The 21,501-nt window shown below is 61.9% G+C and carries 21 protein-coding genes; 6 read left to right on the top strand and 15 right to left on the bottom strand.

Features of this window, described 5'->3' with window-relative positions; all coding sequences use genetic code 11:
* Positions 1-10: 10 nt before the first annotated feature.
* The 7 genes from LPA36_RS18850 to LPA36_RS18820 form a co-directional block, all read right to left on the bottom strand.
* Complete coding sequence (locus LPA36_RS18850; protein ID WP_228880469.1) at positions 11-982, bottom strand: branched-chain amino acid ABC transporter permease; 972 nt, start codon at positions 980-982, stop codon at positions 11-13.
* Entirely contained in the window at positions 982-1,866 is an 885-nt protein-coding gene (locus tag LPA36_RS18845; RefSeq protein ID WP_228879894.1) for a branched-chain amino acid ABC transporter permease, read from the bottom strand. The genes LPA36_RS18850 and LPA36_RS18845 overlap by 1 nt, the downstream gene beginning before the upstream one ends.
* A 149-nt stretch (positions 1,867-2,015) precedes the next feature.
* Positions 2,016-3,224, bottom strand: a complete 1,209-nt coding sequence (locus LPA36_RS18840) for an ABC transporter substrate-binding protein (protein ID WP_228879893.1) — start codon at positions 3,222-3,224, stop codon at positions 2,016-2,018.
* 67 nt (positions 3,225-3,291) lie between these two features.
* On the bottom strand, positions 3,292-4,050 hold the full coding sequence (locus LPA36_RS18835) for an ABC transporter ATP-binding protein (RefSeq protein ID WP_228879890.1): 759 nt from the start codon (positions 4,048-4,050) through the stop codon (positions 3,292-3,294).
* The gene (locus LPA36_RS18830) at positions 4,047-4,826 is read right to left on the bottom strand and encodes an ABC transporter ATP-binding protein (protein WP_228879884.1); all 780 of its coding nucleotides are present in this window, start codon (positions 4,824-4,826) and stop codon (positions 4,047-4,049) included. Before LPA36_RS18830 ends, LPA36_RS18835 begins: the two co-directional genes overlap by 4 nt.
* 240 nt (positions 4,827-5,066) lie before the next feature.
* On the bottom strand, positions 5,067-6,773 hold the full coding sequence (locus tag LPA36_RS18825) for a GMC family oxidoreductase (protein ID WP_228880463.1): 1,707 nt from the start codon (positions 6,771-6,773) through the stop codon (positions 5,067-5,069).
* A 746-nt stretch (positions 6,774-7,519) separates the two neighbouring features.
* Complete coding sequence (locus LPA36_RS18820; protein ID WP_228879881.1) at positions 7,520-9,040, bottom strand: CoA-acylating methylmalonate-semialdehyde dehydrogenase; 1,521 nt, start codon at positions 9,038-9,040, stop codon at positions 7,520-7,522.
* Positions 9,041-9,170: 130 nt separating this feature from the next.
* Here LPA36_RS18820 and LPA36_RS18815 point away from each other — a divergent pair, with 130 nt between their 5' ends.
* The gene (locus LPA36_RS18815) at positions 9,171-10,070 is read left to right on the top strand and encodes a LysR family transcriptional regulator (protein ID WP_228879879.1); all 900 of its coding nucleotides are present in this window, start codon (positions 9,171-9,173) and stop codon (positions 10,068-10,070) included.
* A gap of 187 nt (positions 10,071-10,257) precedes the next feature.
* Positions 10,258-10,794 carry a class IV adenylate cyclase gene (locus tag LPA36_RS18810; protein WP_228879877.1) on the top strand — a complete coding sequence of 179 codons (537 nt, stop codon included), beginning with the start codon at positions 10,258-10,260 and terminating at the stop codon, positions 10,792-10,794.
* A 34-nt stretch (positions 10,795-10,828) separates the two neighbouring features.
* Here the strand turns inward: LPA36_RS18810 and LPA36_RS18805 are convergent, their stop codons facing one another.
* Complete coding sequence (locus LPA36_RS18805) at positions 10,829-11,320, bottom strand: Lrp/AsnC family transcriptional regulator (RefSeq protein WP_228879875.1); 492 nt, start codon at positions 11,318-11,320, stop codon at positions 10,829-10,831.
* A gap of 140 nt (positions 11,321-11,460) precedes the next feature.
* Here LPA36_RS18805 and phhA point away from each other — a divergent pair, with 140 nt between their 5' ends.
* On the top strand, positions 11,461-12,360 hold the full coding sequence (gene phhA / locus LPA36_RS18800; RefSeq protein ID WP_228879873.1) for a phenylalanine 4-monooxygenase: 900 nt from the start codon (positions 11,461-11,463) through the stop codon (positions 12,358-12,360).
* A 61-nt stretch (positions 12,361-12,421) separates the two neighbouring features.
* Positions 12,422-12,784 (top strand): 4a-hydroxytetrahydrobiopterin dehydratase, encoded by a 363-nt coding sequence (locus LPA36_RS18795; RefSeq protein WP_267478596.1) that lies wholly within the window; start codon positions 12,422-12,424, stop codon positions 12,782-12,784.
* A 113-nt stretch (positions 12,785-12,897) separates the two neighbouring features.
* On the opposite strand, the gene LPA36_RS18790 is transcribed toward LPA36_RS18795, so the two are convergent.
* A complete protein-coding gene (locus tag LPA36_RS18790) occupies positions 12,898-13,122 on the bottom strand; it encodes a DUF3717 domain-containing protein (protein ID WP_228879868.1) in 225 nt (74 codons plus the stop codon).
* 116 nt (positions 13,123-13,238) lie between these two features.
* Between LPA36_RS18790 and LPA36_RS18785 the strand changes: the two genes are divergently transcribed.
* Both LPA36_RS18785 and LPA36_RS18780 read left to right on the top strand, forming a co-directional pair.
* On the top strand, positions 13,239-13,925 hold the full coding sequence (locus LPA36_RS18785) for a response regulator transcription factor (protein ID WP_133661401.1): 687 nt from the start codon (positions 13,239-13,241) through the stop codon (positions 13,923-13,925).
* A gap of 138 nt (positions 13,926-14,063) precedes the next feature.
* The gene (locus tag LPA36_RS18780; protein WP_228879865.1) at positions 14,064-15,563 is read left to right on the top strand and encodes a sensor histidine kinase; all 1,500 of its coding nucleotides are present in this window, start codon (positions 14,064-14,066) and stop codon (positions 15,561-15,563) included.
* 42 nt (positions 15,564-15,605) lie between these two features.
* Here the strand turns inward: LPA36_RS18780 and LPA36_RS18775 are convergent, their stop codons facing one another.
* The 6 genes from LPA36_RS18775 to LPA36_RS18750 all read right to left on the bottom strand — a co-directional run bounded on the left by LPA36_RS18775 (position 15,606) and on the right by LPA36_RS18750 (position 21,499).
* A complete protein-coding gene (locus LPA36_RS18775; RefSeq protein WP_228879862.1) occupies positions 15,606-16,085 on the bottom strand; it encodes an SET domain-containing protein in 480 nt (159 codons plus the stop codon).
* 214 nt (positions 16,086-16,299) lie between these two features.
* Positions 16,300-17,412 (bottom strand): NADH:flavin oxidoreductase/NADH oxidase, encoded by a 1,113-nt coding sequence (locus tag LPA36_RS18770; protein ID WP_228879858.1) that lies wholly within the window; start codon positions 17,410-17,412, stop codon positions 16,300-16,302.
* Positions 17,413-17,521: 109 nt separating this feature from the next.
* Positions 17,522-18,247 (bottom strand): MOSC domain-containing protein, encoded by a 726-nt coding sequence (locus LPA36_RS18765; protein ID WP_228879855.1) that lies wholly within the window; start codon positions 18,245-18,247, stop codon positions 17,522-17,524.
* Complete coding sequence (locus tag LPA36_RS18760; protein ID WP_228879852.1) at positions 18,244-18,960, bottom strand: glutamine amidotransferase; 717 nt, start codon at positions 18,958-18,960, stop codon at positions 18,244-18,246. The genes LPA36_RS18765 and LPA36_RS18760 overlap by 4 nt, the downstream gene beginning before the upstream one ends.
* Before the next feature lie 161 nt (positions 18,961-19,121).
* Positions 19,122-19,760 carry a MarR family winged helix-turn-helix transcriptional regulator gene (locus LPA36_RS18755; RefSeq protein WP_228879850.1) on the bottom strand — a complete coding sequence of 213 codons (639 nt, stop codon included), beginning with the start codon at positions 19,758-19,760 and terminating at the stop codon, positions 19,122-19,124.
* A 623-nt stretch (positions 19,761-20,383) separates the two neighbouring features.
* Positions 20,384-21,499: a YbdK family carboxylate-amine ligase gene (locus LPA36_RS18750; RefSeq protein ID WP_228879847.1), complete on the bottom strand. Its 1,116-nt coding sequence runs from the start codon at positions 21,497-21,499 to the stop codon at positions 20,384-20,386.
* Between the last annotated feature and the right edge of the window lie 2 nt (positions 21,500-21,501).

The raw sequence follows: 21,501 nt of genomic DNA, 5'->3' as shown, positions 1-21,501 counted from the left end.
AAACGCTCGCTCATGCACGTAGCGGCCGGACCCGTGCGACGATCTCCCCGACAATGCCTCGTCTGAACGCCAGCACGCAGGCAATAAAGATCAGGCCCGTGACAATCGTCGCCGATTCGCCAAATGAGCGGAACCAGTCGATGCCCGTCACGTTCGCGAGTGCGGTGCCGATGTCGCCAAGCCGGTCTTCGAGCGCGACGATCAACGTCGCGCCGAGCAGCGGCCCGAAGAGCGTGCCCATGCCACCCACGAGCGTCATCAGGATCACGAGACCGGACATCGTCCAGTACGCGTCGCCAAGCGTCTCGAAACCCAGCACGAGCACCTTCAGCGACCCAGCGAGACCCGCGAGCCCGGCGGACAGCACGAATGCCAGCAGTTTGAAGCGATCCGTGTCGTAGCCGAGTGAAACCGCGCGCGGTTCGTTCTCCTTGATCGCGATGAGCACCTGGCCAAACGGCGAATGCACGATCCGCACGATCAGCAAAAACGCCAGCACCATGATCGCGAGCACGACGTAATACAGCGCGAGATCCGACGAGAGGCTCAGCATGCCGAACAGCTTGCCGCGCGGCACGCCTTGCAGGCCATCTTCGCCGTGTGTGAACGGCGCCTGCAGGAACACGAAGTAGACCATCTGCGCGAGCGCGAGGGTCACCATTGCGAAGTAGATGCCCTGGCGACGGATCGCGAAGAGTCCGACGATCAGTCCGAGCAGCGTCGCTACCGCGGTGCCCGCAATCAGACCGACCTCGGGCGAAAACCCGAGCGTCTGGATGCCATAACCCGTCGTATAACCCGCCGACGCAAGGAACATTGCATGCCCGAACGAAAGCAGCCCCGTGTAACCAATCAGCAGGTTGAACGCGGCCGCAAAGAGCGCGAAGCACAACACCTTCATCACAAACAGCGGATAGGCGCCGATGAACGGCGCGGCGATCAGCGCGATAAACAGCAGCCCGTATAGCGCTTTTCTCTGCATCATTTTTCCTTGCCGAAAAGACCCGCCGGGCGCACCAGCAACACCAGCGCCATGATCACGAAGACGACGGTCGCCGACGCTTCCGGATAGAACACACGTGTCAGCCCTTCGATCACACCGAGCATCAGGCCAGTCAGGATCGAACCCATGATCGAACCCATCCCGCCGATCACGACGACGGCGAACACCGTGATGATCATCGGCTGCCCCATCAGCGGCGAGACCTGAATGACGGGCGCCGCCAGCACGCCGGCAAACGCCGCGAGCGCGACACCGAAGCCATAGGTGAGCGTGATCATCAGCGGCACGTTGACGCCGAACGCCTCGACGAGTTTCGGGTTCTCAGTGCCGGCACGCAGATACGCGCCAAGACGCGTTTTCTCGATGACGAACCACGTCGCGAAGCACACGACCAGCGACGCGAGGACAACCCACGCGCGATAGTTCGGCAGGAACATGAAGCCGAGATTGGTCGCGCCGGACAGCGCGGAAGGCACGTCGTAAGGCTGACCCGACGACCCGTAGACCGAACGGAACACACCTTCGACAACCAGCGTGAGCCCGAAGGTCAGCAGCAGCCCATAGAGATGGTCGAGGCGATAGAGCCAGCGCAGCATCGTGCGCTCGATGACGATGCCAAAGAGCCCGACCAGCAGCGGCGCGAGCGCGAGCATCACCCAGTAAGGGAGATTGAAATACGAAAGACCCATCCACGTGAGCATCGCGCCGAGCATGAACAACGCTCCGTGCGCGAAGTTGATCACGTTGAGCAGGCCGAAGATCACGGCGAGACCCAGGCTCAGGATTGCGTAGAACGAACCGTTCACGAGTCCGAGTAGCAACTGGCTCAGCATCGCCGGAAGCGGAATGCCAAAGATATCCATTAACCCGTCGTCCAGATGAGATCGATAGACGCGCGAACCACTCGGCGCGCGCGGGCCGTCGGGCGTCCGCACGTAGCCGCACACCTCGTGCGTGCTACGTGCGACGGTGCCGCCTGCCGCGCCCCGAACGGGCGCGCGTCAGCCGACGCTTACTTCCACAACGCGCAGCGCGACTCCGCCTTCGTACCGAAAGCCTGTTCACCCGGAATCGTCGCGGTGATCTTGTAGTAGTCCCACGGCTCTTTCGATTCCGACGGCTTCTTCACTTCCATCAGATACATGTCGTGAATCATGCTGCCGTCCTGGCGGATATAACCCTTCGCGTAGAAGTCGTCGATCTTGATCTTGTGAAGCTGCTCCATCACCTTGTCGCTGTCGGTCGTGCCGGCTGCCTGCACGGCCTTCAGGTACGTCGTGACAGCCGAGTAGTCCGCGGCGTGCAGGCTCGTCGGCATCTTCTTCATCTTGTCGAAGTAGCGCTTCGCCCAGGCGCGCGTCTTGTCGTCCTTGTTCCAGTACCAGCTGTCTGTCGCCACCAGACCCTGCGTGGTTTCGAGGCCGAGGCTGTGGATGTCGGTCAGGAAGATCAGCAGCGCGGCGATCTTCATCGTCTTCGTGACGCCGAATTCTTTCGCGGCCTTGATCGCGTTGATCGTGTCGCCGCCGGCATTCGCGAGGCCGAGCACCTGCGCCTTCGAACCCTGCGCCTGCAACAGGAACGACGAAAAGTCCGATGCCGACAGCGGATGACGCACTTCGCCGAGCACCTGGCCCCCGTTCGCCTTTACGACGTCCGCGGTGTTCTTCTCCAGTGCCTTGCCGAACGCGTAGTCAGCCGTCAGGAAGTACCACGTCTTGCCGCCCTGCTTCGTCACGGCGGAACCCGTGCCCTTCGCGAGCGCCATCGTGTCGTACGCATAGTGCACCGTGTACGGCGTGCATTGCTCGTTCGTCAGATTGTCCGCGCCCGCGCCGATGTTGATGTACGGAATCTTCTTTTCGCCCGCGACCTGGTTGGTCGAGAGTGCCGTCGCCGAATTCGTGCCGCCGATGATAGCCGTCACGCCGTCACGGTCGATCCATTCACGCGCGCGCGAAGCGGCGATGTCGGCCTTGTTCTGGTGATCGGCATAGACAAGCTCGATCGGCTTGCCGTTCACCTTGCCGCCGAAATCAGCGATTGCCATGCGGATCGCTTCGAGGCCACCCTGGCCATCGATATCTGCATACAAGCCGGAAAGATCGGTGATGTAGCCGATCTTCACGGTGTCGCCCGCGGCGGCCTGGGCCGTGCCCATCGTCAACGCGGTGCTTGCGAAGCAAAGTGCCGCGAGCCCTGCGAGAGTCTTCAGTTTCATGCGTGTCTCCTTGTTTCCATACTTGTGATTATTCAGAGGCATTCAGGCGTTCACAGTACCTTGACGCTTACACCCCGAGCAGATCGTGTAGAACAGGCATCTTGCTTTCGAGCTCCCCTGCGCCGAAATGCTCGACGATACGACCGTGTTCCATCACGTAAAAACGGTCCGCGAGCGGCGCCGCAAACCGGAAATTCTGTTCCACCATCACGATCGTGTAGCCGCGCGACTTGAGCGTCATGATCATGCGCGCGAGCGCCTGCACAATGACGGGCGCGAGACCTTCGGATATTTCGTCGAGCAGCAGCAGGTTGGCACCGGTGCGCAGAATGCGCGCGACGGCCAGCATCTGCTGCTCCCCACCTGACAGACGCGTGCCCTGGCTTGCACGCCGCTCCTTCAGGTTCGGAAACATCGAGTAGATCTCTTCGATCGACATCGCGCGCGCCGCGTCGCCGACAGGCGGCGGCAACAGCAGGTTTTCCTCGCACGACAGGCTCGAAAAGATGCCCCGCTCTTCCGGGCAATAGCCGATGCCGCAGTGGGCAATCCTGTGCGTCGGCATCGAGATGGTTTCGCGCCCGGCTACCTGGATCGAACCGGTGCGGCGCCCCGTGAGGCCCATGATCGCGCGCAGGGTCGTCGTGCGGCCGGCGCCATTGCGGCCAAGCAGCGTGACGACTTCGCCCTGGTTCACCGTGAGATCGACGCCATGCAGGATGTGCGACTCGCCATACCAGGCCTGCAGGCCTGCAATCGCAAGCGCGGGCACAGCGCCGGCCGCGCCGCTGACCTCGGCGCTTTCGCGTTCCGCCATTGTGTTCATGCGTGCGCTCCGGCGAGGGCCGCGTCCGCGCTACCCATGTAGGCCTGCATCACGAGCTGATTCTTCGATACGTCGGCGTAGTTGCCTTCGGCGAGCACCTCGCCGCGTTGCAGGACCGTGATCGTGTCCGAGATGCCGGCGATGACGTTCATGTTGTGCTCGACCATCAGGATCGTGCGTCCCGCCGATACTTTCTTGATGAGCGCCGTCACGCGATCGACGTCCTCGTGGCCCATGCCCTGCGTCGGTTCGTCGAGCAGCATGAGTTCGGGCTCCATCGAAAGTGTCGTTGCGATTTCGAGCGCGCGCTTGCGGCCATATGAGAGTTCGACGGTCGGCACATCGGCGAAATCGGTGAGACCTACCTGCGTGAGCAGATCCATCGCGCGATCGTTCAGCTGGCGCAGCGTGCGTTCGCTCTTCCAGAAATGAAAGGCGGTGCCGAGCGAGCGTTGCAACCCGATGCGGACGTTCTGCAATGCTGTCAGATGCGGAAATACCGCGGAAATCTGAAAGGAGCGGATGATGCCGCGCCGCGCGATCTGCGCCGGCCGTTCACCCGTGATGTCAACACCGTTGAAGACGATCTGGCCCGCTGTAGGTTCGAGGAATTTGGTCAGCAGGTTAAAGCAGGTTGTTTTGCCGGCACCATTCGGGCCGATGAGTGCATGGATCGAACCACGGCGTACGCGCAGGTTCACACCGCTGACTGCGGTGAAGCCCTTGAATTCCCTGGTCAATCCGCGCGTCTCAAGAATCGTGTCGCCGAGAATCATGTTCCCTTCCATACGGAGTAAGGCGAACCGCTACGATCTTCCGCGCCTGAAAGCCGCGCGACGTTTTATGACGACACCCCCGTGTCGCTTGTTTGCGTGGTGCACCAATACGGACGGTAATCCATGCCGCACCACGCAGCACGGATGCCATTGTCTCGCCAATGATGCAGCGCATTCATTGGGATTTGCACTTAGTGTTTTATGCGCATCAGCCATTCGATTGCGCGCAAGCCTTGCATGTCATGCAAGGGACACGGTTTGCGGACGGTATGTGTCTGTTTCGAGACCCGACTGTCGGGCACGACGATCGGCGCGGATCATGTCGCTTGCCCGTTCCGCGATCATCAGCGTGGGCGAGTTCGTGTTGCCGGACGTGATGGTGGGCATGACCGAAGCGTCGACGACCCGCAGCCCAGCGACGCCGATCACGCGCAACCGGTTATCGACGACTGCGGCGGGATCATCGGCGAGGCCCATGCGGCAGGTGCCGACTGGATGAAAGATCGTCGTGCCGACCTGCCCCGCCGCCTGCTGCAGTTCTTCTTCCGTCTGGAACTGGATGCCCGGCAGGATCTCTTCGGGGCCATAGCGCGCGAGCGCGGGAGCCGCGGCAATCCGGCGCGTGAGCCGCAACGCATTGGCGGCGACGTGACGGTCGTAGTCGGTGGAGAGATAGTTCGGCGCGATGAGCGGCGCCGAGTGGGGATCGTTCGATTCGATGTGGATGCTGCCGCGCGACGTGGGACGCAGCTGACAAACTGACGCGGTGAACGCGTTGAACCGGTGCAACGGTTCGCCGAAGCGGTCGAGCGAGAGCGGCTGCACGTGGTACTCGAGATCGGGACGCGTCAATGCGCGGTCATCGGGATCGGACTTCGCGAACGCGCCGAGCTGCGAAGGCGCCATCGACATCGGTCCGCTTTGCAGCAGCAGGTATTGCAGGCCGATCATCAGCTTGCCCCACCAGTGCGCCGACGCCGTGTTGAGCGTACGGACGCCGTTGACCTTGAAGGCCATGCGCAATTGAAGATGGTCCTGAAGATTTTCGCCGACGCCGGGCAGATCGCGCACGACATCGATACCCAGTTGTTGCAGACGCGCGCCGTTACCGATACCTGAGAGCTCCAGCAACTGCGGCGAGTTGACTGCCCCCGAGCTGAGTATGACTTCGCAGCGCGCCTTTGCGACGAAGTGGGTGTCGCCGCCGCGATATTCGACGCCCGTGCAGCGGCGTCCTTCGAAGACGAGACGTTCGGTATGCGCGCCTGTGATGATGGTCAGGTTTGGGCGCTGCATTGCCGGGCGCAGGAAGGCTTTTGAAGCGTTCCAGCGGATACCGCGTTTCTGGTTGACGTCGAAGTAGCCGACACCTGAGTTGTCGCCGCGGTTGAAATCATCGGTGGCCGGGATGCCGGTTTGCTGCGCGGCTTGCGCGAAGGTTTCGAGGACCTTCCATTTGAGGCGCTGTTTCTCGACGCGCCACGGGCCACCTGCACCGTGCGATTCGCTGGCGCCACCGTAATAGTCCTCACTGCGTTTGAAGACGGGCAGGACGTTTTGCCAGGCCCATGACGGGTCGTTCGTGGCGCGGGCCCAGTCGTCGTAGTCTTCGCGCTGACCGCGCATGTAGATCATGCCGTTGATCGACGAGCTGCCGCCGAGCACACGTCCGCGCGGATAGGATAGGGAGCGGCCGTTCAGGCCGGGTTCTGCCTGTGTTTTATAGAGCCAGTCGGTGCGGGGATTGCCGATGCAGTAGAGGTAGCCGACGGGTACGTGGATCCAGTGGTAGTCGTCCTTGCCGCCGGCTTCTATTAGCAGTACCTGCACGTCTTTGTCTTCGCTGAGGCGGTTTGCGAGGACGCAGCCTGCCGTGCCTGCACCAATGACGATGTAGTCGAATTCGCCTTCCAGCTGGCGGTTGGGTTTTGCTTTCTCTTCGTTCATGCTGGGCACCCGGTGTCTCCTTGTCCGTGTCGCCGTTCACGACATATCGGTTTGGGTTTTTTCGTTGCTCTGGAATTCTTTGGCCTTTCCTTGTGTTCGTGTCGGTCTATTAGTGTTGCCCCTGTGCGGGGCGGCACCTACTTTTCTTTGTCTTCCAAAGAAAAGTAGGCAAAAGAAAGGCGCTCCGATAACTCGCCTCTTCAAGGCGCATCGTTGTCGGGGAATGGCAACCCATGAAGTGTCGCCCCCACACCTCATGGGACGTAGGTCCCCCCGCGATTCCATCCCTCGCACATCAACAGCACGTGACAAAGCACTCATCCACCCGACTCCGCGCTTCGCGCGTCGTCGATGGGCACAACTTACTGATGCGTCCGCACACCAACCAGACACCCGCTCACAGACACCCGCTCACCACCCGAAAACCCCACCGCAACGCACGTAGTGCGAAGCGGGATGAATGACACCTTTGTCACGGACACGGACCGCGCGCGAGATGAAATCGCGCGGGGACCTATGCCGTGTGAAGTGCGAGGGCGACACTTCATGGATTGCCATTCCCGGCGATGACACACCTGGAAAAGGTGAGTTCTCGAAGCGCCTTTCTTTTGCCTACTTTTCTTTGGAAGACGCCCCGAAGGAAGTCCCCTTGGGGGACAAAGAAAAGTAGGTGCCGCCCCGCACAGGGGCAACGCTAATAAACCAGAAGCAAAACAAGGAAAGGCCAACAACCAAAAACCAAACCCTTACTTAGCCACCGGCATCGTAAACTCTGCGCCTTTAGCAATACTGTCAGGCCACCGCTGCATGATGCTCTTATAGCGGGTATAAAACCTCACACCCTCTTCGCCGTAGGCATGATGATCCCCAAACAAAGACCGCTTCCATCCACCAAACGAATGCCACGCCATCGGCACAGGAATCGGCACATTAATCCCGACCATCCCGATCTCGATCTGCCGCGAAAAAGCCCGGGCCACACCGCCGTCGGAGGTGAACAACGACACACCGTTAGCAAACTCATTCGAGTTGATCAACGCAACAGCAGAAGCAAAATCCGGCACCCGAACCACACACAGCACAGGGCCAAAGATCTCTTCCCTGTAAATCGTCATGTCGGTGTTCACATCGTCGAACAAGGTCCCACCCAGGAAGAATCCATCCTCGTGACCGTCGACCTGATGCCCCCGACCGTCCACCACCAGCTTCGCACCCGCCGCCACGCCCGCATCGATATAACCCGCCACCTTCGCGCGATGTGCCGACGTCACGAGCGGCCCCATCTCGGCCTCTGAATCCATCCCGTTGCGAATCTTCAGCGTCTGCACGCGCGGTGTCAGCCGCTCGATCAGTTCATCGGCGATGTGACCCACGGCAACCGCCACCGAAATCGCCATGCACCGCTCGCCCGCGGAACCATATGCGGCACCAATCAATGCATCGACGGCCTGGTCGAGATCGGCATCCGGCATCACCACCAGATGATTCTTCGCGCCGCCCAGCGCCTGCACGCGCTTGCCGCGCTTGGTGCCTTCCGTGTAGATGTATTCCGCAATCGGCGTCGAACCGACAAACGAAAGCGCGCTTACGTCCGGATGCTGCAGCAATGCATCGACAGCAACCTTGTCGCCGTGAACGACATTGAATACGCCATCCGGCAAGCCGGCTTCCTTCAGCAGTTCAGCAAGCCGGATCGAAGCGGACGGATCGCGCTCCGACGGCTTCAGCACAAACGTGTTCCCGCAGGCAATCGCAACCGGGAACATCCAGCACGGCACCATCATTGGAAAGTTGAACGGCGTCACGCCCGCCACGACCCCCAGCGACTGACGCAGGTTCCAGTTGTCGATGCCGCCACCAATCTGGTCGGTGAAGTCGGTCTTCAGCAGATTCGGAATGCCGCACGCGAACTCGACGATCTCAATGCCGCGCATCACCTCGCCCTTCGCATCGGAAAACACCTTGCCGTGCTCGCGCGTGATCAGTTCCGCCAGTTCATCGTGATGACGGTCGAGCAGTTCCTTGAACTTGAACAGAACGCGCGCGCGTTTGATAGGCGCGGTTTCGCTCCATGACGGATACGCGGCCTTCGCGGCGGCAACAGCGGCATCGACTTCCTCGACGCTCGCAAGCGGAACCCGCGCGCTCACGTTGCCAAGCGCCGGATTGAATACGTCGGCAAAGCGGTCGCTCCTGCCTTCAGCCGCACGGCCGTTGATAACGTGGGTCAGCGCGCGAACGCGGGCGCCTTGATCTGTCTCGCTCATGTCTTTCCTCTCGGGTGAAGATCGGTACGCGTGCGTTGCACACACGTTTCACCGAAGCGTAAACGCCCACAGCACCCTAAATCCAATGAGTTATGCTCAATTGCGATATAAGACGCGCTAATATCAGGATATGGACCTGACTCTGCTCCGGGCATTCGTCACCGTCGCGCGCGAAGGCAACCTCACGCGCGCGGCCGTGCAACTGCATCTGACGCAACCCGCCGTCAGCCTGCAGATCAAGCATTTGCAGGAAACGCTTGGTGTGTCCCTCTTCACGCGCACGTCGCACGGGCTCACGCTGACGCGCGATGGCCAGGCCTTGCTGCCGCACGCAGAGCGCGCAATCAATGCTGCAAGCGACGTGCAGCGCGCCGCTGCCGCGCTGCGGCACGAAGTGCGCGGCCGCCTGCGCATCGGCACGATCCTCGATCCGGAATTCTTGCGACTGGGCGGCTTTCTCAAGCAGCTCGTCGAAACGTGGCCCCATATCGAAACCGCGCTCCGTCACGGCATGTCCGGCTGGGTGCGCGACCAGATTCTCGCGGGCGAACTGGACGTGGGTTATTACATCGGCCAGCCTTCGGACGGCGAAAGCCGCAGCGAAGCAGCGTTTCACGTGGTCACGCTGACACACTTCCAGTATCGCGTGCTGGCGCCGGCGGGCTGGAAGGATCGCGTCAAGGGCGCGCGCGACTGGCGCGCACTCGCCGCGCTGCCGTGGATCTGGACGCCGCCGGCTTCGGCGCACAACCGGCTGCTGTCGCGTCTGTTCGACGAGGCAGGTGTAAAGCCCGTCAAGGTGGCGGAAGTGGATCAGGAGCCGTCGATGCTCGATCTCGTCAAATCGGGCGTCGGACTCACGCTTGCCCGCGACGCCACCGCGATCGCCGAAGCACACGCGCACGCGCTGACGATCGTCGAAGGCATTACGGTGCCCACGGAACTCACGTTCATCTCGCTCGCGAGCCGCAAGGACGAACCGGCCATCGCCGCCGCCCTGAAGCTGATCGAGCAGCAGTGGACGATATGAGCGGCCCTCATGAGAGGGGCCGCCTTGCAGGGTGATGTAAAGACAGTGTCACGCGCTTTTTGCTAGATTCGAGTTTTGCGCAGTGCGCAACCGCTGCCTTCTTTCTGTCTTTTCCCGTTGGTCCATCCCGCCGCGCTTCGCCGTATGACGTGAAGCCGCCCGCCCTATCTTTCGACAGGAGTCACACATGGCACGCAACATCGAGATCAAAGCCCGCGCCAGGCAATTCGACGAACTGCGCGAGCGCGCCGCCCAGCTTTCGCCGGACGCGCCGCTGATCTTCCGCCAGCAGGACTTCTTCTACGACGTGCCGCGCGGACGTCTGAAGCTGCGTCAGTTCGACGACGGCACGCCCGCCGAACTGATCTTCTATCAGCGCGACGACCGCGACGGCCCCAAGGCGTCGTACTACACGCGCAGCCCGGTCACGAACGCCGAAGCGATGCATTCGCTGCTGGCAACCGCGCTGACCACGCGCGGCATTGTCACGAAGGAACGTCACGTCTACCTGACCGGGCGGACGCGGATTCATCTGGACCGCGTCGACGGTCTGGGCGATTTCATCGAACTCGAAGTCGTGCTCGCGCAGGATGACGACGAGGAAGGTGGCCAGGCCGAAGCGCACGCGATGTTCGCGAAGCTCGGCGTGCCGGAAGCGGATCTGGTCGCGGTCGCGTACGTGGACCTGCTCAACCCCGAAACGGAGCCGCTGAAGGTGGCCTGACGCCCGCAAGCTGCCGCTTCAACCGCGCGCCCGCTTACGCGTCGGGCGCGCCCGCCGAAAGATGGCCGAGCGGCAGCGGCCCGTTGCGCTTGAACGTCGTCAGTACGATGTTGGAACGTACGCTGTCGACGCCGGGCACGCGCATCAGCTTCTTCATCACAAACGATGACAGCGCGTTCAGGTCGGGTGCCACGATTCGCAGCAGATAATCCGCGTCACCGACCACAGCGTGACATTCCAGCACTTCCGGCAGCACATCGAGCTGCTGCTGGAACTGCTCGATGATCGAATCGCCGTGGTGCTTCAGTTTCAGGCTGGTGAACGCGGTTACGCCGAGCCCGAGCTTCTCGGGTCGCAACACGACACGATAGCCGTCGATCACCCCCGCCGATTCGAGCCGCTGCAAGCGCCGGCCAATCTGCGAAGGCGACAGCGGAATCTGCTCGCCCAGCTGCTGGTGCGTGGCGCGCCCAAAGCGCTGCAGCACTTCCAGAAGCGCCAGATCAAAGTGATCCAGTTCGAGCATGATCGTTCTCCGCATTAAATAGCCATTTGATGCACGATTATTGCATATTCACCTTCAATGGCGCCACACTTGCGCCCTTTCCGCGTGTTCTTCGCTCTACACTTGCAGGCATCTTCACTCTGCAGCGACGGGCAAGCATTATGTCGACGGCCAACACCGCAAAGCTCAAGGAACAGTTCGACGCGGGTCTCGAAACCCGCGCCGACTTCACCATCGATCAGCCGATGCATCGCTACGGCGCGGTCGATCACGCGGTGTGGAAACAGCTTTATACGCGGCAGACGGCGCTTCTCGAAGGTCGCGTGTGCGACGAGTTTCTCGCGGGCGTTCGGCAACTGGATCTGTCGGCCGACCGGGTGCCGTCGTTCGATGCGATCAACGCGCAACTCACGCACGCCACGGGCTGGCAGATCGTCGCCGTGCCGGGCCTCGTGCCCGACCGCGTCTTCTTCGAGCATCTGGCGAATCGCCGGTTTCCGGTGACGTGGTGGATGCGCCGCCCGGACCAGCTCGACTATCTGCAGGAGCCGGACTGCTTCCACGATCTGTTCGGCCACGTGCCGCTTCTGATCAATCCGGTTTTCGCCGACTACATCCACGCCTACGGCAGCGCGGCACTCGCCGCCAGCGACGCCGGTGCGCTGCCGCTCCTCGCCCGTCTCTACTGGTACACGGTGGAGTTCGGCCTGATCCGCGACGCGGCGAGCCCGAACGGCGTGAAAATCTACGGCGCCGGCATCGTGTCGAGCAAGGGCGAAACGCTGTACAGCCAGTTAAGCGACGCGCCGAACCGCATCGGCTTCGATCTGGAACGCGTGATGCAGACGCGCTACCGCATCGACACGTTCCAGAAGACCTACTTCGTCATCGACGACTTCGCGCAGCTGTTCGACGTGGCGCAGACAGACTTCGCACCGCTGCTCGCGAAACTCGCGGGCGAGCCTGCGCTTGCGGCCGGCGACATCTGCGAAACGCGCGATGCGGGCCGCATCATCACGCGCGGCACGCAGGAAGGCTGGGCCATCGATGGCGACGTCTGAGCGCCCGGCGCCGTGCCCGGCAGCGCTCGCCCATCCGTGAAAAAATAGTCGGGTCACTCCGATCCAGGCGCGCGGCGCCACGGCGCGCGCGTACACCCGAACGAGCGAGGTATATCCGATGATCCAGAAACTGACGTCCGAAGCGCGTGCAGCGCAGCTAGGCCAGCTCGACGGCTGGCAGGTCACTGAGGGGCGCGACGCCATCGCGCGCAGTCTGCAGTTCGCCGATTTCAACGAGGCATTCGGCTTCATGACGCGCGTGGCGATCAAGGCTCAGGAGATGGACCACCACCCGGAGTGGTTCAATGTCTACAACAAGGTCGAGATCACGCTGTCCACGCACGAGGCGAACGGGGTCACCGAGCGCGATATCGCACTGGCCCGTTTCGTCGATGGCATCGCGAAAGCGGCCTCGGAAACGTGACGTAATAAATAAAGTGAAATTGCGAAGGGAAGAACGCCAGAGACAGGGAAAACCCGCTGGAACGCGTCTGATGAAAGGTTTTTGCAGGTATTCAGGCCACCAAACCTTCACTTCTACAGGCCGTTTTTAAGGCGCACGTAAGAATCCCACGCCTCCCGGGCAATCGCGTCCAAACGTTCCGGTGCGAGCCAGGTCTCTCGCTGTACAATCATCTGCGCATACGGCCTGGAGAGCGCGCTTGCCTCCTTGCACAGGCTGAGTTCGTCGCCGCTCGAAGGCGAGCGGCTGCGCCAGAAATTGATCGCGGCTTCGAGTTCGTTGATCGTAATGACGGACATGACTTTCGTGATCTTTCGATGGCCGGATCGCACGGCAACGCCACACACGCTGTGCAGCAGGCGCTCCGGCGAACGCATGCACGATACGCCTAACCCATTGTACTTGAGCGAAATCCATGCGACTCCTTCTGATCGAAGATGACCGCCCCATCGCACGCGGCATCCAAAGTAGCCTCGAACAAGCCGGCTTCACGGTCGACATGGTCCACGACGGCATCTTCGCCGAACAGGCTCTCACGCAAAACCGTCACGAGCTCGTGATTCTCGATCTCGGTTTGCCCGGCATCGACGGCATGACGCTGCTCTCGCGATTCCGCCAGAGCAACCGTCACACGCCGGTGATCGTGCTGACCGCGCGCGACGAGCTGAACGACCGCGTTCAGGGCCTCAATTCCGGCGCCGACGACTACATGCTAAAGCCGTTCGAACCTGCCGAACTCGAAGCGCGTATCCGCGCGGTGATGCGCCGCAGCGGCCCGCATGGCGACATGCCGCGTCCGGAAGTTTCGCTGGGCGGCGTGCGTCTGTCGGGTGTCGATCGCCGCATTTTCAACGACGACAAGCCGCTTGAACTGTCGCCGCGAGAATTTGCCGTGCTCGAAATGCTGCTGCTGCGCCACGGCCGCGTGGTCAGCAAGGCGCAACTGCAGGATCACCTGACGCACTTCGGCGGCGATCTCGGCGATACCGCGATCGAAGTCTACGTGCACCGGGTACGCAAAAAGCTCGAAGCCTGCCGCGTGGAAATCGTCACGGTGCGCGGCTTCGGCTATTTGCTGCAGGAAATCCGTCAGGCTGCGTAACGCGCTTTTTCGGGCAGCATGACCTGGCCGGGCTGATGGCTGGACGTCCCTCCTGAATCGGGACATCCGGCCATTCCCGGCTTTTTTCGCGGACGAGGAGTAATCTGTACCGCGTTGATCTTTTTTGCGCGTTCGACCATGCCCCACCCGGTCGCGAACAGCCTGCGGCGCTCGCTGCTGCGCCGACTCGCTGCTCCTCTTTCGCTGCTCGCGCTGATGAGCGGGCTCATCGCGTACTGGCTTGCCTGGCAGTACACGCAGCATGTCGTCGACCGTTCGCTCGCCGACCTCGCTACCGCGATCTCACGTCAGGTGCAGATCGCCGGACCCGACGCGCCGATCACCGTGCCGCCGCTCGCGCAGGCGATGTTCTCCGATCCAGTCGAACAACTGGTCTACCGCATCAGCAACGGCGAAACCGAAATTGCCGGCGATCCCAAACTGCCGCTGCAAGGCACGAGCGTGCGTCGCATGCACTATGCGTACGTGTTCGAGACACAGCACGAAGGCACCAGCGTGCGTGTCGCACAGGTGCGCGTGAACCAGCCGCAGGGCAACCCGATCGTCGTCGAAGTCGGGCAGCCGGTTCACCATCGTTTCCGGATCGCCGCCGAATTTCTGGTCGCGATCATGATGCCGTTGTTGCTGTTGCTGCTCGCCGGATGGGTGATCGTGTGGCGCGTCGTCAACCAGCAGCTCAATCCGCTGACCGATCTCGCCGATTCGCTGAACCGGCAGACGCACACGTCGCTCGAACCGGTTGACGAAACGTTCGTGCCGATCGAAATCCGCCCGCTGACGAGCGCGCTGAATGGTCTCCTCGACCGTCTGAAAACCGCGCTCGATTCGCAGCGCAAATTCATCGCCGATGCGGCGCATCAGCTGCGCACGCCGCTGACCGCGGTCAAGCTGCACGCGGAGCAGGCCGCCACCGCACGCGAGCCGAAGCAGGTGCTCGCCGCGGTGCGCGAACTGCGCGCCGCCGCGGATCGCGCGGTCCGGCTGTCGAACCAGTTGCTGTCGCTCGCACGTGCGGAACCAGGCGAACAGGCCGCGCGCTTCGTGAACGTCGACATGGCGGCGCTCGCGTTCGAAACCGGCGCGGAATGGGTGCCGCGCGCGCTCGCCGTCCACGTCGATCTCGGCTTCCAGCGTCTGGACGATCCGACCAACGACCATCCGCTGATCGCACGCGGCAATCCGGTGCTGCTGCATGAGGTGATCGCGAACCTGCTCGACAACGCGCTGAAATACGTGCCGCCGACGCGTTACGACGGCGCACGCATCACGATGAGCGTCTCGCAGACACGCGTTGAAGGCCAGACGATGGCGGAAATCGTCGTCGAGGATAACGGCGCGGGTGTGCCGCCGAAACAGCAGGCAGAGCTCTTCAAGCGGTTTTTCCGCGGCGACGGGCAAAGCGATACGAGCGTCGATGGTGGCGCGGGTCTCGGCCTCGCGATCGTGCACGACATCATGGTGCTGCACGGCGGCAGCGTGCATTACGAAGATGCACCCGAAGGCGGCGCCCGTTTTATCGTGCGCATTCCGGTCGTGGCCGATGCCGTTACCAGCGGACGCGACGTGCCCGTGCGCGTGACAAAAAAACCGGCGCACAGGGCGCCGGTCGATATGTGACTGTCTGGCGGGCGCTGATGCTCGCGTAGCGCCGCCTGCCGTTCACTTTTTCTTCTTCGCTTTCTTCTCTGTCTTGTCCGGCGCGGCCAGCATCGTGCCGCGGCACTTGCGCGCGCCGCAACGGCATTCGTATTCCTTCTTGAGCTTTTTCGTCTGACGCGCGTCGATCACGAGGCCGTAGTCGTAGAACAGTTCTTCGCCCGCTTCGATGTCGCGCAGCGCGTGCACGTACACGTGGCCGTCGATTTCCTCGGCTTCGCAGTTCGGCGCGCATGAATGATTGATCCAGCGCGCGCTGTTGCCGTCGACCTTGCCGTCGATCACGTGGCCGCTATCGAGCGCGAAATAGAACGTGTGGTTCGGTTCGTCCGGATTGTGCGGGTGACGACGCAGCGCTTCCTTCCACGTGATCCGCTCACCCTTGTATTCGATCAACCGTTCGCCGGCAGCGATTGCTTCCACGGCGAACACGCCTTTGCCGTGCACACCCGAACGGCGCACAGCGATCCTGCGTGAACTCATTGAATGAATCCTTGTGAAGAACTGAAGGTGAACATGCAGTCGCTCCCGTGAACCTGAGAATCTGCCGGTTTTTCTGACGTAGATAGCAAACGCGGCGCCATACCGGCGCCGCGTATCCTGCGACGCCCTTGCGCCACAACCGGCATCGTACACGCTAGAGACGGCTTCGTTCAACCGCCAAAAACCTTCTGTCGTCCTTCGTCGTCGTTGCGGGTCAGCGCTGTCCGAGCGTTGTTTCGCCGAAGAGCGCCTTCTGGTCGCGCGGTTGCGAGCGCCAGTATTGCGGCGGCGCCTCGACGCTCGCGCCAAGTTGCGCGGCCGCGTGCCACGGCCAGCGCGGATCGTAGAGCATCGCACGCGCCATCGCGACGAGATCGGCGTCGCCCGCTTCGACGAGTCCGTTGGCATGCTGCGCATCCGTAATCAGGCCGACGGCGATCGTCGTGAGCCCCGTCGCTTTCTTCACGGCCTGCGCGAACGGCACCTGATAGCCGGGCTCGAGCGGAATCTTCTGCAACGGCGATACGCCGCCCGACGACACGTCGATCCAGTCGCAACCGCGCTTTTTCAGTTCGTGCGCGAACGCGATGGTGTCGTCGAGCATGATGCCGCCTTCGACCCAGTCGGTCGCCGACACGCGTACGCCAACAGGTTTGTCGGCGGGAAACGCCGCACGCACGATATCGAAGATCTCCAGCGGAAAACGAAAGCGGTTTTCGCGCGAGCCGCCGTATTCATCGGTCCGCTGGTTTGCGACCGGCGAGAGAAACTGGTGCAGCAGATAGCCGTGTGCGGCGTGCACTTCGAGCGCATCGATACCGAGTCGCGCTGCACGGCGCGCCGAAGCGGCAAACGCTTCGCGAATCCGGTTGAGCCCGGCGTTGTCGAGCGAAAGCGGCGGCTCTTCGCCGGCCTTGTGCGGTAACGCCGAAGGGGCATGCGGCAGCCAGCCGCCTTCAGACACGGGAACCAGCTGACCGCCTGCCCATGGCACATGGCTCGAAGCCTTGCGGCCGGCGTGCGAGAGCTGCATCGCAACGGGCACATGCGAGTGCCTGCGAATTGCGGCAAGCACGGGCTTGAGCGCGGCTTCGGTCGCGTCGTCCCACAGTCCGAGATCGCCCGCCGTGATGCGCCCGTCCGGCTCGACGGCCGTCGCTTCGATGCATAGGAGTCCCGCGCCCGATAGCGCGAGGTGACCGAGGTGGATCATGTGCCACCCGGTTGCCTCGCCACGTTCGGCGGAGTACTGGCACATCGGGGACACGACAATACGGTTACGAAGCGTCACGCTGCGCAGCGTGAGCGGAGAGAAGAGCGCGCTCATAGGTTCTCGCGAAGGAGGACAAAGAGCGATCGAGCATAGCACCGCGTGTCGTTCGTTGCTGACAGCGGACCGCACAGAAAGCCGGCTGAAACCCGCAGCCTTCGCGACTTCAGGCGTCGCGGTTCTGCGATGGCGGCGTATCGAGGCGGCTCGACCACGACTCGACCGTGCCGTTCGCGAGCCGCTTCTTTGCGGTCGCGCGCAAGGAAGGCGCGAGCGTGTCGAGATTCGCGATGGCTTCGAGCGCGGCGAGATCGTCGCGATCGACATACAGCACGCGCAGCAGGCGCTCGATGGTCCATCCGGGATGCGGGCGTGCAAGGCGTTCGATGGTGTCGCCAGCGCCGATCTCACCCGCTTCGAGCACGCGGTAATACCAGCCCGTGCGGCGCGTGTCCTGAACCCGGCGCGACATGTCTTCGCGCGAAAAACGCAGGTTCAGTTTCCAGCACGGTTGTCGCGGCTGCGAAACCTGCACGATCGCACCGCCGATGCGGTACACATCGCCAACGCACACCGTCGACTCCGTCATGCCAAGCGTGCTGATGTTTTCGCCGAATGCGCCGCGCGCATCGAGCCGCGTCCGGCCAGCGGGCGTCGCCAGCCATTCACTGCGCCACACGTCGTAGTGATCGAACGCGTAGTGCAGCATCGCCTTTTGGGGGCCGCCATGATGTTTGCGTTCGGCCTGCTCGTCGCCGTCGAGACCCGTTTCGCCCAGCCACACGCGATGTCCGACCGGCTTCTTGCCGATTGCACTCTCTTTGCCATGCTCCCCGAGCGGCGCAATGACACCCGTCAGCACGGCAGCGACACGAAACACCGCGTCACTCATGGCTTCGCCTGGACCTGGTCGAGCCATTCATTGAACATCGCGCGCGACGCTTCTTCGAGACGCGGACCGAAACGGGCCGTATCCGCGCGCAACTGCAACACATCGACGCCGTCGGTTCCGCCAATTTCCGACGCGTTGCCGATCAACCAGGGCTCAAAGCGGTCGGCACGAATTTCCGGATGACATTGCAGGCCAAGCACATGCCCGCCCCATGCAAACGCCTGGTTTTCGCAGATGGGCGTGGAAGCTAGCCGCGTGGCGCCTTGCGGAAGATCGAACGTGTCGCCGTGCCAATGGAACATCGATGTCTGCGCGCCATCCAGATGACGGACGGGCGACGCACGGCCGTCGTCGGTGAGTGTCAGCGGTGCCCAGCCGATTTCGGACCTCGCGCCGGCATAAACCCGCGCACCCAGCACACGCGCAATCAGCTGCGCGCCAAGACAGATTCCGAGTGTCGGCAGCCCGGCGGCGATCCGTCGTTCGATCATCGAAACGAGCGGGACGAGCGTCGGATAATGTGCGTCGTCGCATGCATTGATCGGGCCGCCAAGAATCACCATCAGCGAAGCCGCCACTGGATCAGGCGCTTCGATGCGCCCAAGTCCGACGTCGAGATAACGCACCGGACGCCCGCGCTCGCCGAGCACGAGTTCGAGGCTGCCCAGATCTTCGAAGTGGACATGGCGAATGGCCAGAACTTCGTGATTCATCGGCAGTTCCTGTTCCCGAAATAAACTTGAAAATGATCCAGCCTGTGCCTGTGTATTGCCGGGCGCTGCTGCCGCACCGAGGTCCGGTTCGCGGGAAACGCCGACGCCCGATCAGCGACGCGTTCCCCACTTACCCGCCGTGCGGCACGGCAGATTCGCGCTTACTGCGCGAAGATTTTCCAGATTTTCTTCTGTGTCGCGACGTCGGCAGTTTCGTGGACTGCACAGTCCAGACGCACATCCGTATCCGACATTTTCAGCTCGAGCAGCGCGCAGTAATGCGGCGTCTTCTTCGGATTCCTGCTCGGATCGAAATGCGTGCACGACAGGCACATACGATGCGGAGGAATCGTTTCCTGCGCTTCGAGCTGATGGATCGTTTTCAGCAACGTGCGATAGAAGACGGCCTGCTCTTCGTCCTTCAGCGTGCCGACTGCTTTCGACAAAAAGTCGGGCCATTGCGCTGCGCGCTTTGCCGCCGTCCGGCCGCGTGCCGTCAGACGCACCGCGAGTGCGCGGCCGTCGTCAAGCGCGCGGCGTTTTTCGAGGAGACCCTTGCCTTCGAGCGTGCTGACCGCATCGCTCGTGGTGGCGGCGGTCAACGCCGTTTCGCGCGCGATCTCACCGAGACGCATCGGACCCTTGCGCTGCATCAGCAACACGAGAATTTCACCCTGAGTCGGTGTGAGACCCGCACCTTCCGCCCATTCCCATGCCTGGCTTCGCATGGCTGTGCTCAGTCGCAGCAGGGTGTGAGTCACCCGCCCGGTTGCCTGCTCTCCGTAGACGCCTTCGCTCATAATCTTTCGTTCGTTAATGACAGCATGCTGCCGCGTGTCCGGCCGTTGGCGATAAACACGCCGGCAGCCTGTGTGGGGACGGTCCCGTCCGGGAAAGCCGGGCCGATTCTAACTATCTCAAAAATATTCTGCTTTGCACGCCTGTTCCGGCGCGTCGTGCAGCACCGCTCTCTCATTTCGCTGTGAACCGTCAGCCATCGTTCTGCGAACGGGGCGACGCGACCACGTCACAGCGTTAAAACCGACATTCTATGCGAGTGCGGCCAATCGTACAGCTAAGTTATCCAGTGCGTGCTGTGGATAACCCCGGGATATCTTATGAAATGGGTGTGCACCGATTCTTGATAACTGCAACCTGGGCTTCCGGGATGCATGAAGTTATCCGCGCTTCCCGGCGAAAACGCCCATCGGATCAGCACAGTTGTCGTTTACGCAATGTGTTGACTTTGCAGGGAATTCCTTCGTTGTCCACAGATGAAGCCGATGCTTGTTAACTATTACTACGTATGTATACGTAAACATTCGACAAACCTGAGGAAGCCCTGGCTGGAAAACAAAAGTCGAAAAAAACCCCGCTAAAAGCGGGTTCCGTCAGATAACGGCAACAGACTGCGGACTGACAATCACGCCCGCCATTGCAGACATTGTTGCCGAACCGCTTCATGCAGCGACTTTTCTTCCGAAAACACGCTGCGCAGCCACGTTGCGTCGTTGATCTGACCGCGCGCGATCGCGCCGACTTCGTCGAGCGCCTTGCCGGACCCGAGTGCGTCGGCGTGCGGCGCGATCCGGTCAAGCGTGGCGAGGATGTCTTCGGAAATCGTGCGGCGCTCGCCCGTCTGCGGATCGATGCACGTACCCGCCAGACCAAAACGGCACGCTTCGAACCGGTTAAACGTGTAGACGAGGTAGTCGTCTTCTTTCGGGATCAGCGGTTTGTCGAGCAGCAGGTGGCGCGCGAGCGTCTGGATGTAGCACGCAATCGCCGCGGCGCGGTCAACCGACATCGGCGTATCCATCACGCGCACTTCGATCGTGCCGAAACCAGGCTTCGGCCGGATGTCCCAGTAGAAATCCTTCATGCTGTTCACGACACCCGTGTGAACCATCTTCGAAAAATACTCTTCGAAGCTGTCCCACGTGAGTGTGAACGGCGCGCGGCCCGACAGCGGAAACGCGAACACGGAATTCAGACGCGCGGAATGAAAACCTGTATCGACGCCCTGCACAAACGGCGACGAAGCCGACAACGCGATGAAATGCGGGATGAAACGCGACATCGAATGCAGCAGGAACAGCGCGCTGTCCGGATCCGGGCAACCGATGTGCACGTGCTGGCCGAACACCGTGAACTGCTTGGCAAGGTAGCCGTACAGTTCGGACAGGTACTGGAACCTCGGCGTATCGACGATCTGCCGGTCGCTCCACTGCTGGAACGCGTGCGTGCCGCCACCACACAGGCCGACGTTCAGCCGGTCGGCCGCGGCGACGAGTGTGTCGCGGATCGTGCGCAGATCGGTCAAGGCCTGCTCGTGCGTCGTGCAGATGCCCGTCGACAGCTCGATCATGCTCTCCGTGATTTCCGGTGTGATGTTGCCGGGAATCGGCTGGTCCTTGATGAGGCGCAGAAGATCGGTGCCGGCTTTGGTCAGATCATAGTCATGGGTATTGACGATCTGCATTTCGAGCTCGATCCCGAAGGTGAACGGTTTCGAGTCGACAAAGGGTTCGAGTGACATGA

The sequence above is a fragment of the Paraburkholderia saeva genome (assembly GCF_907164555.1).
In the GTDB taxonomy this organism is placed as follows: Bacteria; Pseudomonadota; Gammaproteobacteria; order Burkholderiales; family Burkholderiaceae; genus Paraburkholderia; species Paraburkholderia saeva.
The sequence above is the reverse complement of the archived record's forward strand: the minus strand, read 5'-3'. Positions and strand labels throughout refer to the sequence as shown.

Coding starts and splice junctions, on each gene's coding strand:
- phhA (WP_228879873.1), top strand. CDS start 11,461: ATGTCGACGGCCAACACCGCAAAGCTCAAGGAACAGTTCGACGCGGGT.
- LPA36_RS18820 (WP_228879881.1), bottom strand. CDS start 9,040: ATGAGCGAGACAGATCAAGGCGCCCGCGTTCGCGCGCTGACCCACGTT.
- LPA36_RS18815 (WP_228879879.1), top strand. CDS start 9,171: ATGGACCTGACTCTGCTCCGGGCATTCGTCACCGTCGCGCGCGAAGGC.
- LPA36_RS18770 (WP_228879858.1), bottom strand. CDS start 17,412: ATGAGCGCGCTCTTCTCTCCGCTCACGCTGCGCAGCGTGACGCTTCGT.
- LPA36_RS18775 (WP_228879862.1), bottom strand. CDS start 16,085: ATGAGTTCACGCAGGATCGCTGTGCGCCGTTCGGGTGTGCACGGCAAA.
- LPA36_RS18845 (WP_228879894.1), bottom strand. CDS start 1,866: ATGGATATCTTTGGCATTCCGCTTCCGGCGATGCTGAGCCAGTTGCTA.
- LPA36_RS18780 (WP_228879865.1), top strand. CDS start 14,064: ATGCCCCACCCGGTCGCGAACAGCCTGCGGCGCTCGCTGCTGCGCCGA.
- LPA36_RS18840 (WP_228879893.1), bottom strand. CDS start 3,224: ATGAAACTGAAGACTCTCGCAGGGCTCGCGGCACTTTGCTTCGCAAGC.
- LPA36_RS18760 (WP_228879852.1), bottom strand. CDS start 18,960: ATGAATCACGAAGTTCTGGCCATTCGCCATGTCCACTTCGAAGATCTG.
- LPA36_RS18810 (WP_228879877.1), top strand. CDS start 10,258: ATGGCACGCAACATCGAGATCAAAGCCCGCGCCAGGCAATTCGACGAA.
- LPA36_RS18805 (WP_228879875.1), bottom strand. CDS start 11,320: ATGCTCGAACTGGATCACTTTGATCTGGCGCTTCTGGAAGTGCTGCAG.
- LPA36_RS18835 (WP_228879890.1), bottom strand. CDS start 4,050: ATGAACACAATGGCGGAACGCGAAAGCGCCGAGGTCAGCGGCGCGGCC.
- LPA36_RS18755 (WP_228879850.1), bottom strand. CDS start 19,760: ATGAGCGAAGGCGTCTACGGAGAGCAGGCAACCGGGCGGGTGACTCAC.
- LPA36_RS18785 (WP_133661401.1), top strand. CDS start 13,239: ATGCGACTCCTTCTGATCGAAGATGACCGCCCCATCGCACGCGGCATC.
- LPA36_RS18825 (WP_228880463.1), bottom strand. CDS start 6,773: ATGAACGAAGAGAAAGCAAAACCCAACCGCCAGCTGGAAGGCGAATTC.
- LPA36_RS18750 (WP_228879847.1), bottom strand. CDS start 21,499: ATGTCACTCGAACCCTTTGTCGACTCGAAACCGTTCACCTTCGGGATC.
- LPA36_RS18790 (WP_228879868.1), bottom strand. CDS start 13,122: ATGTCCGTCATTACGATCAACGAACTCGAAGCCGCGATCAATTTCTGG.
- LPA36_RS18850 (WP_228880469.1), bottom strand. CDS start 982: ATGCAGAGAAAAGCGCTATACGGGCTGCTGTTTATCGCGCTGATCGCC.
- LPA36_RS18830 (WP_228879884.1), bottom strand. CDS start 4,826: ATGATTCTCGGCGACACGATTCTTGAGACGCGCGGATTGACCAGGGAA.
- LPA36_RS18765 (WP_228879855.1), bottom strand. CDS start 18,247: ATGAGTGACGCGGTGTTTCGTGTCGCTGCCGTGCTGACGGGTGTCATT.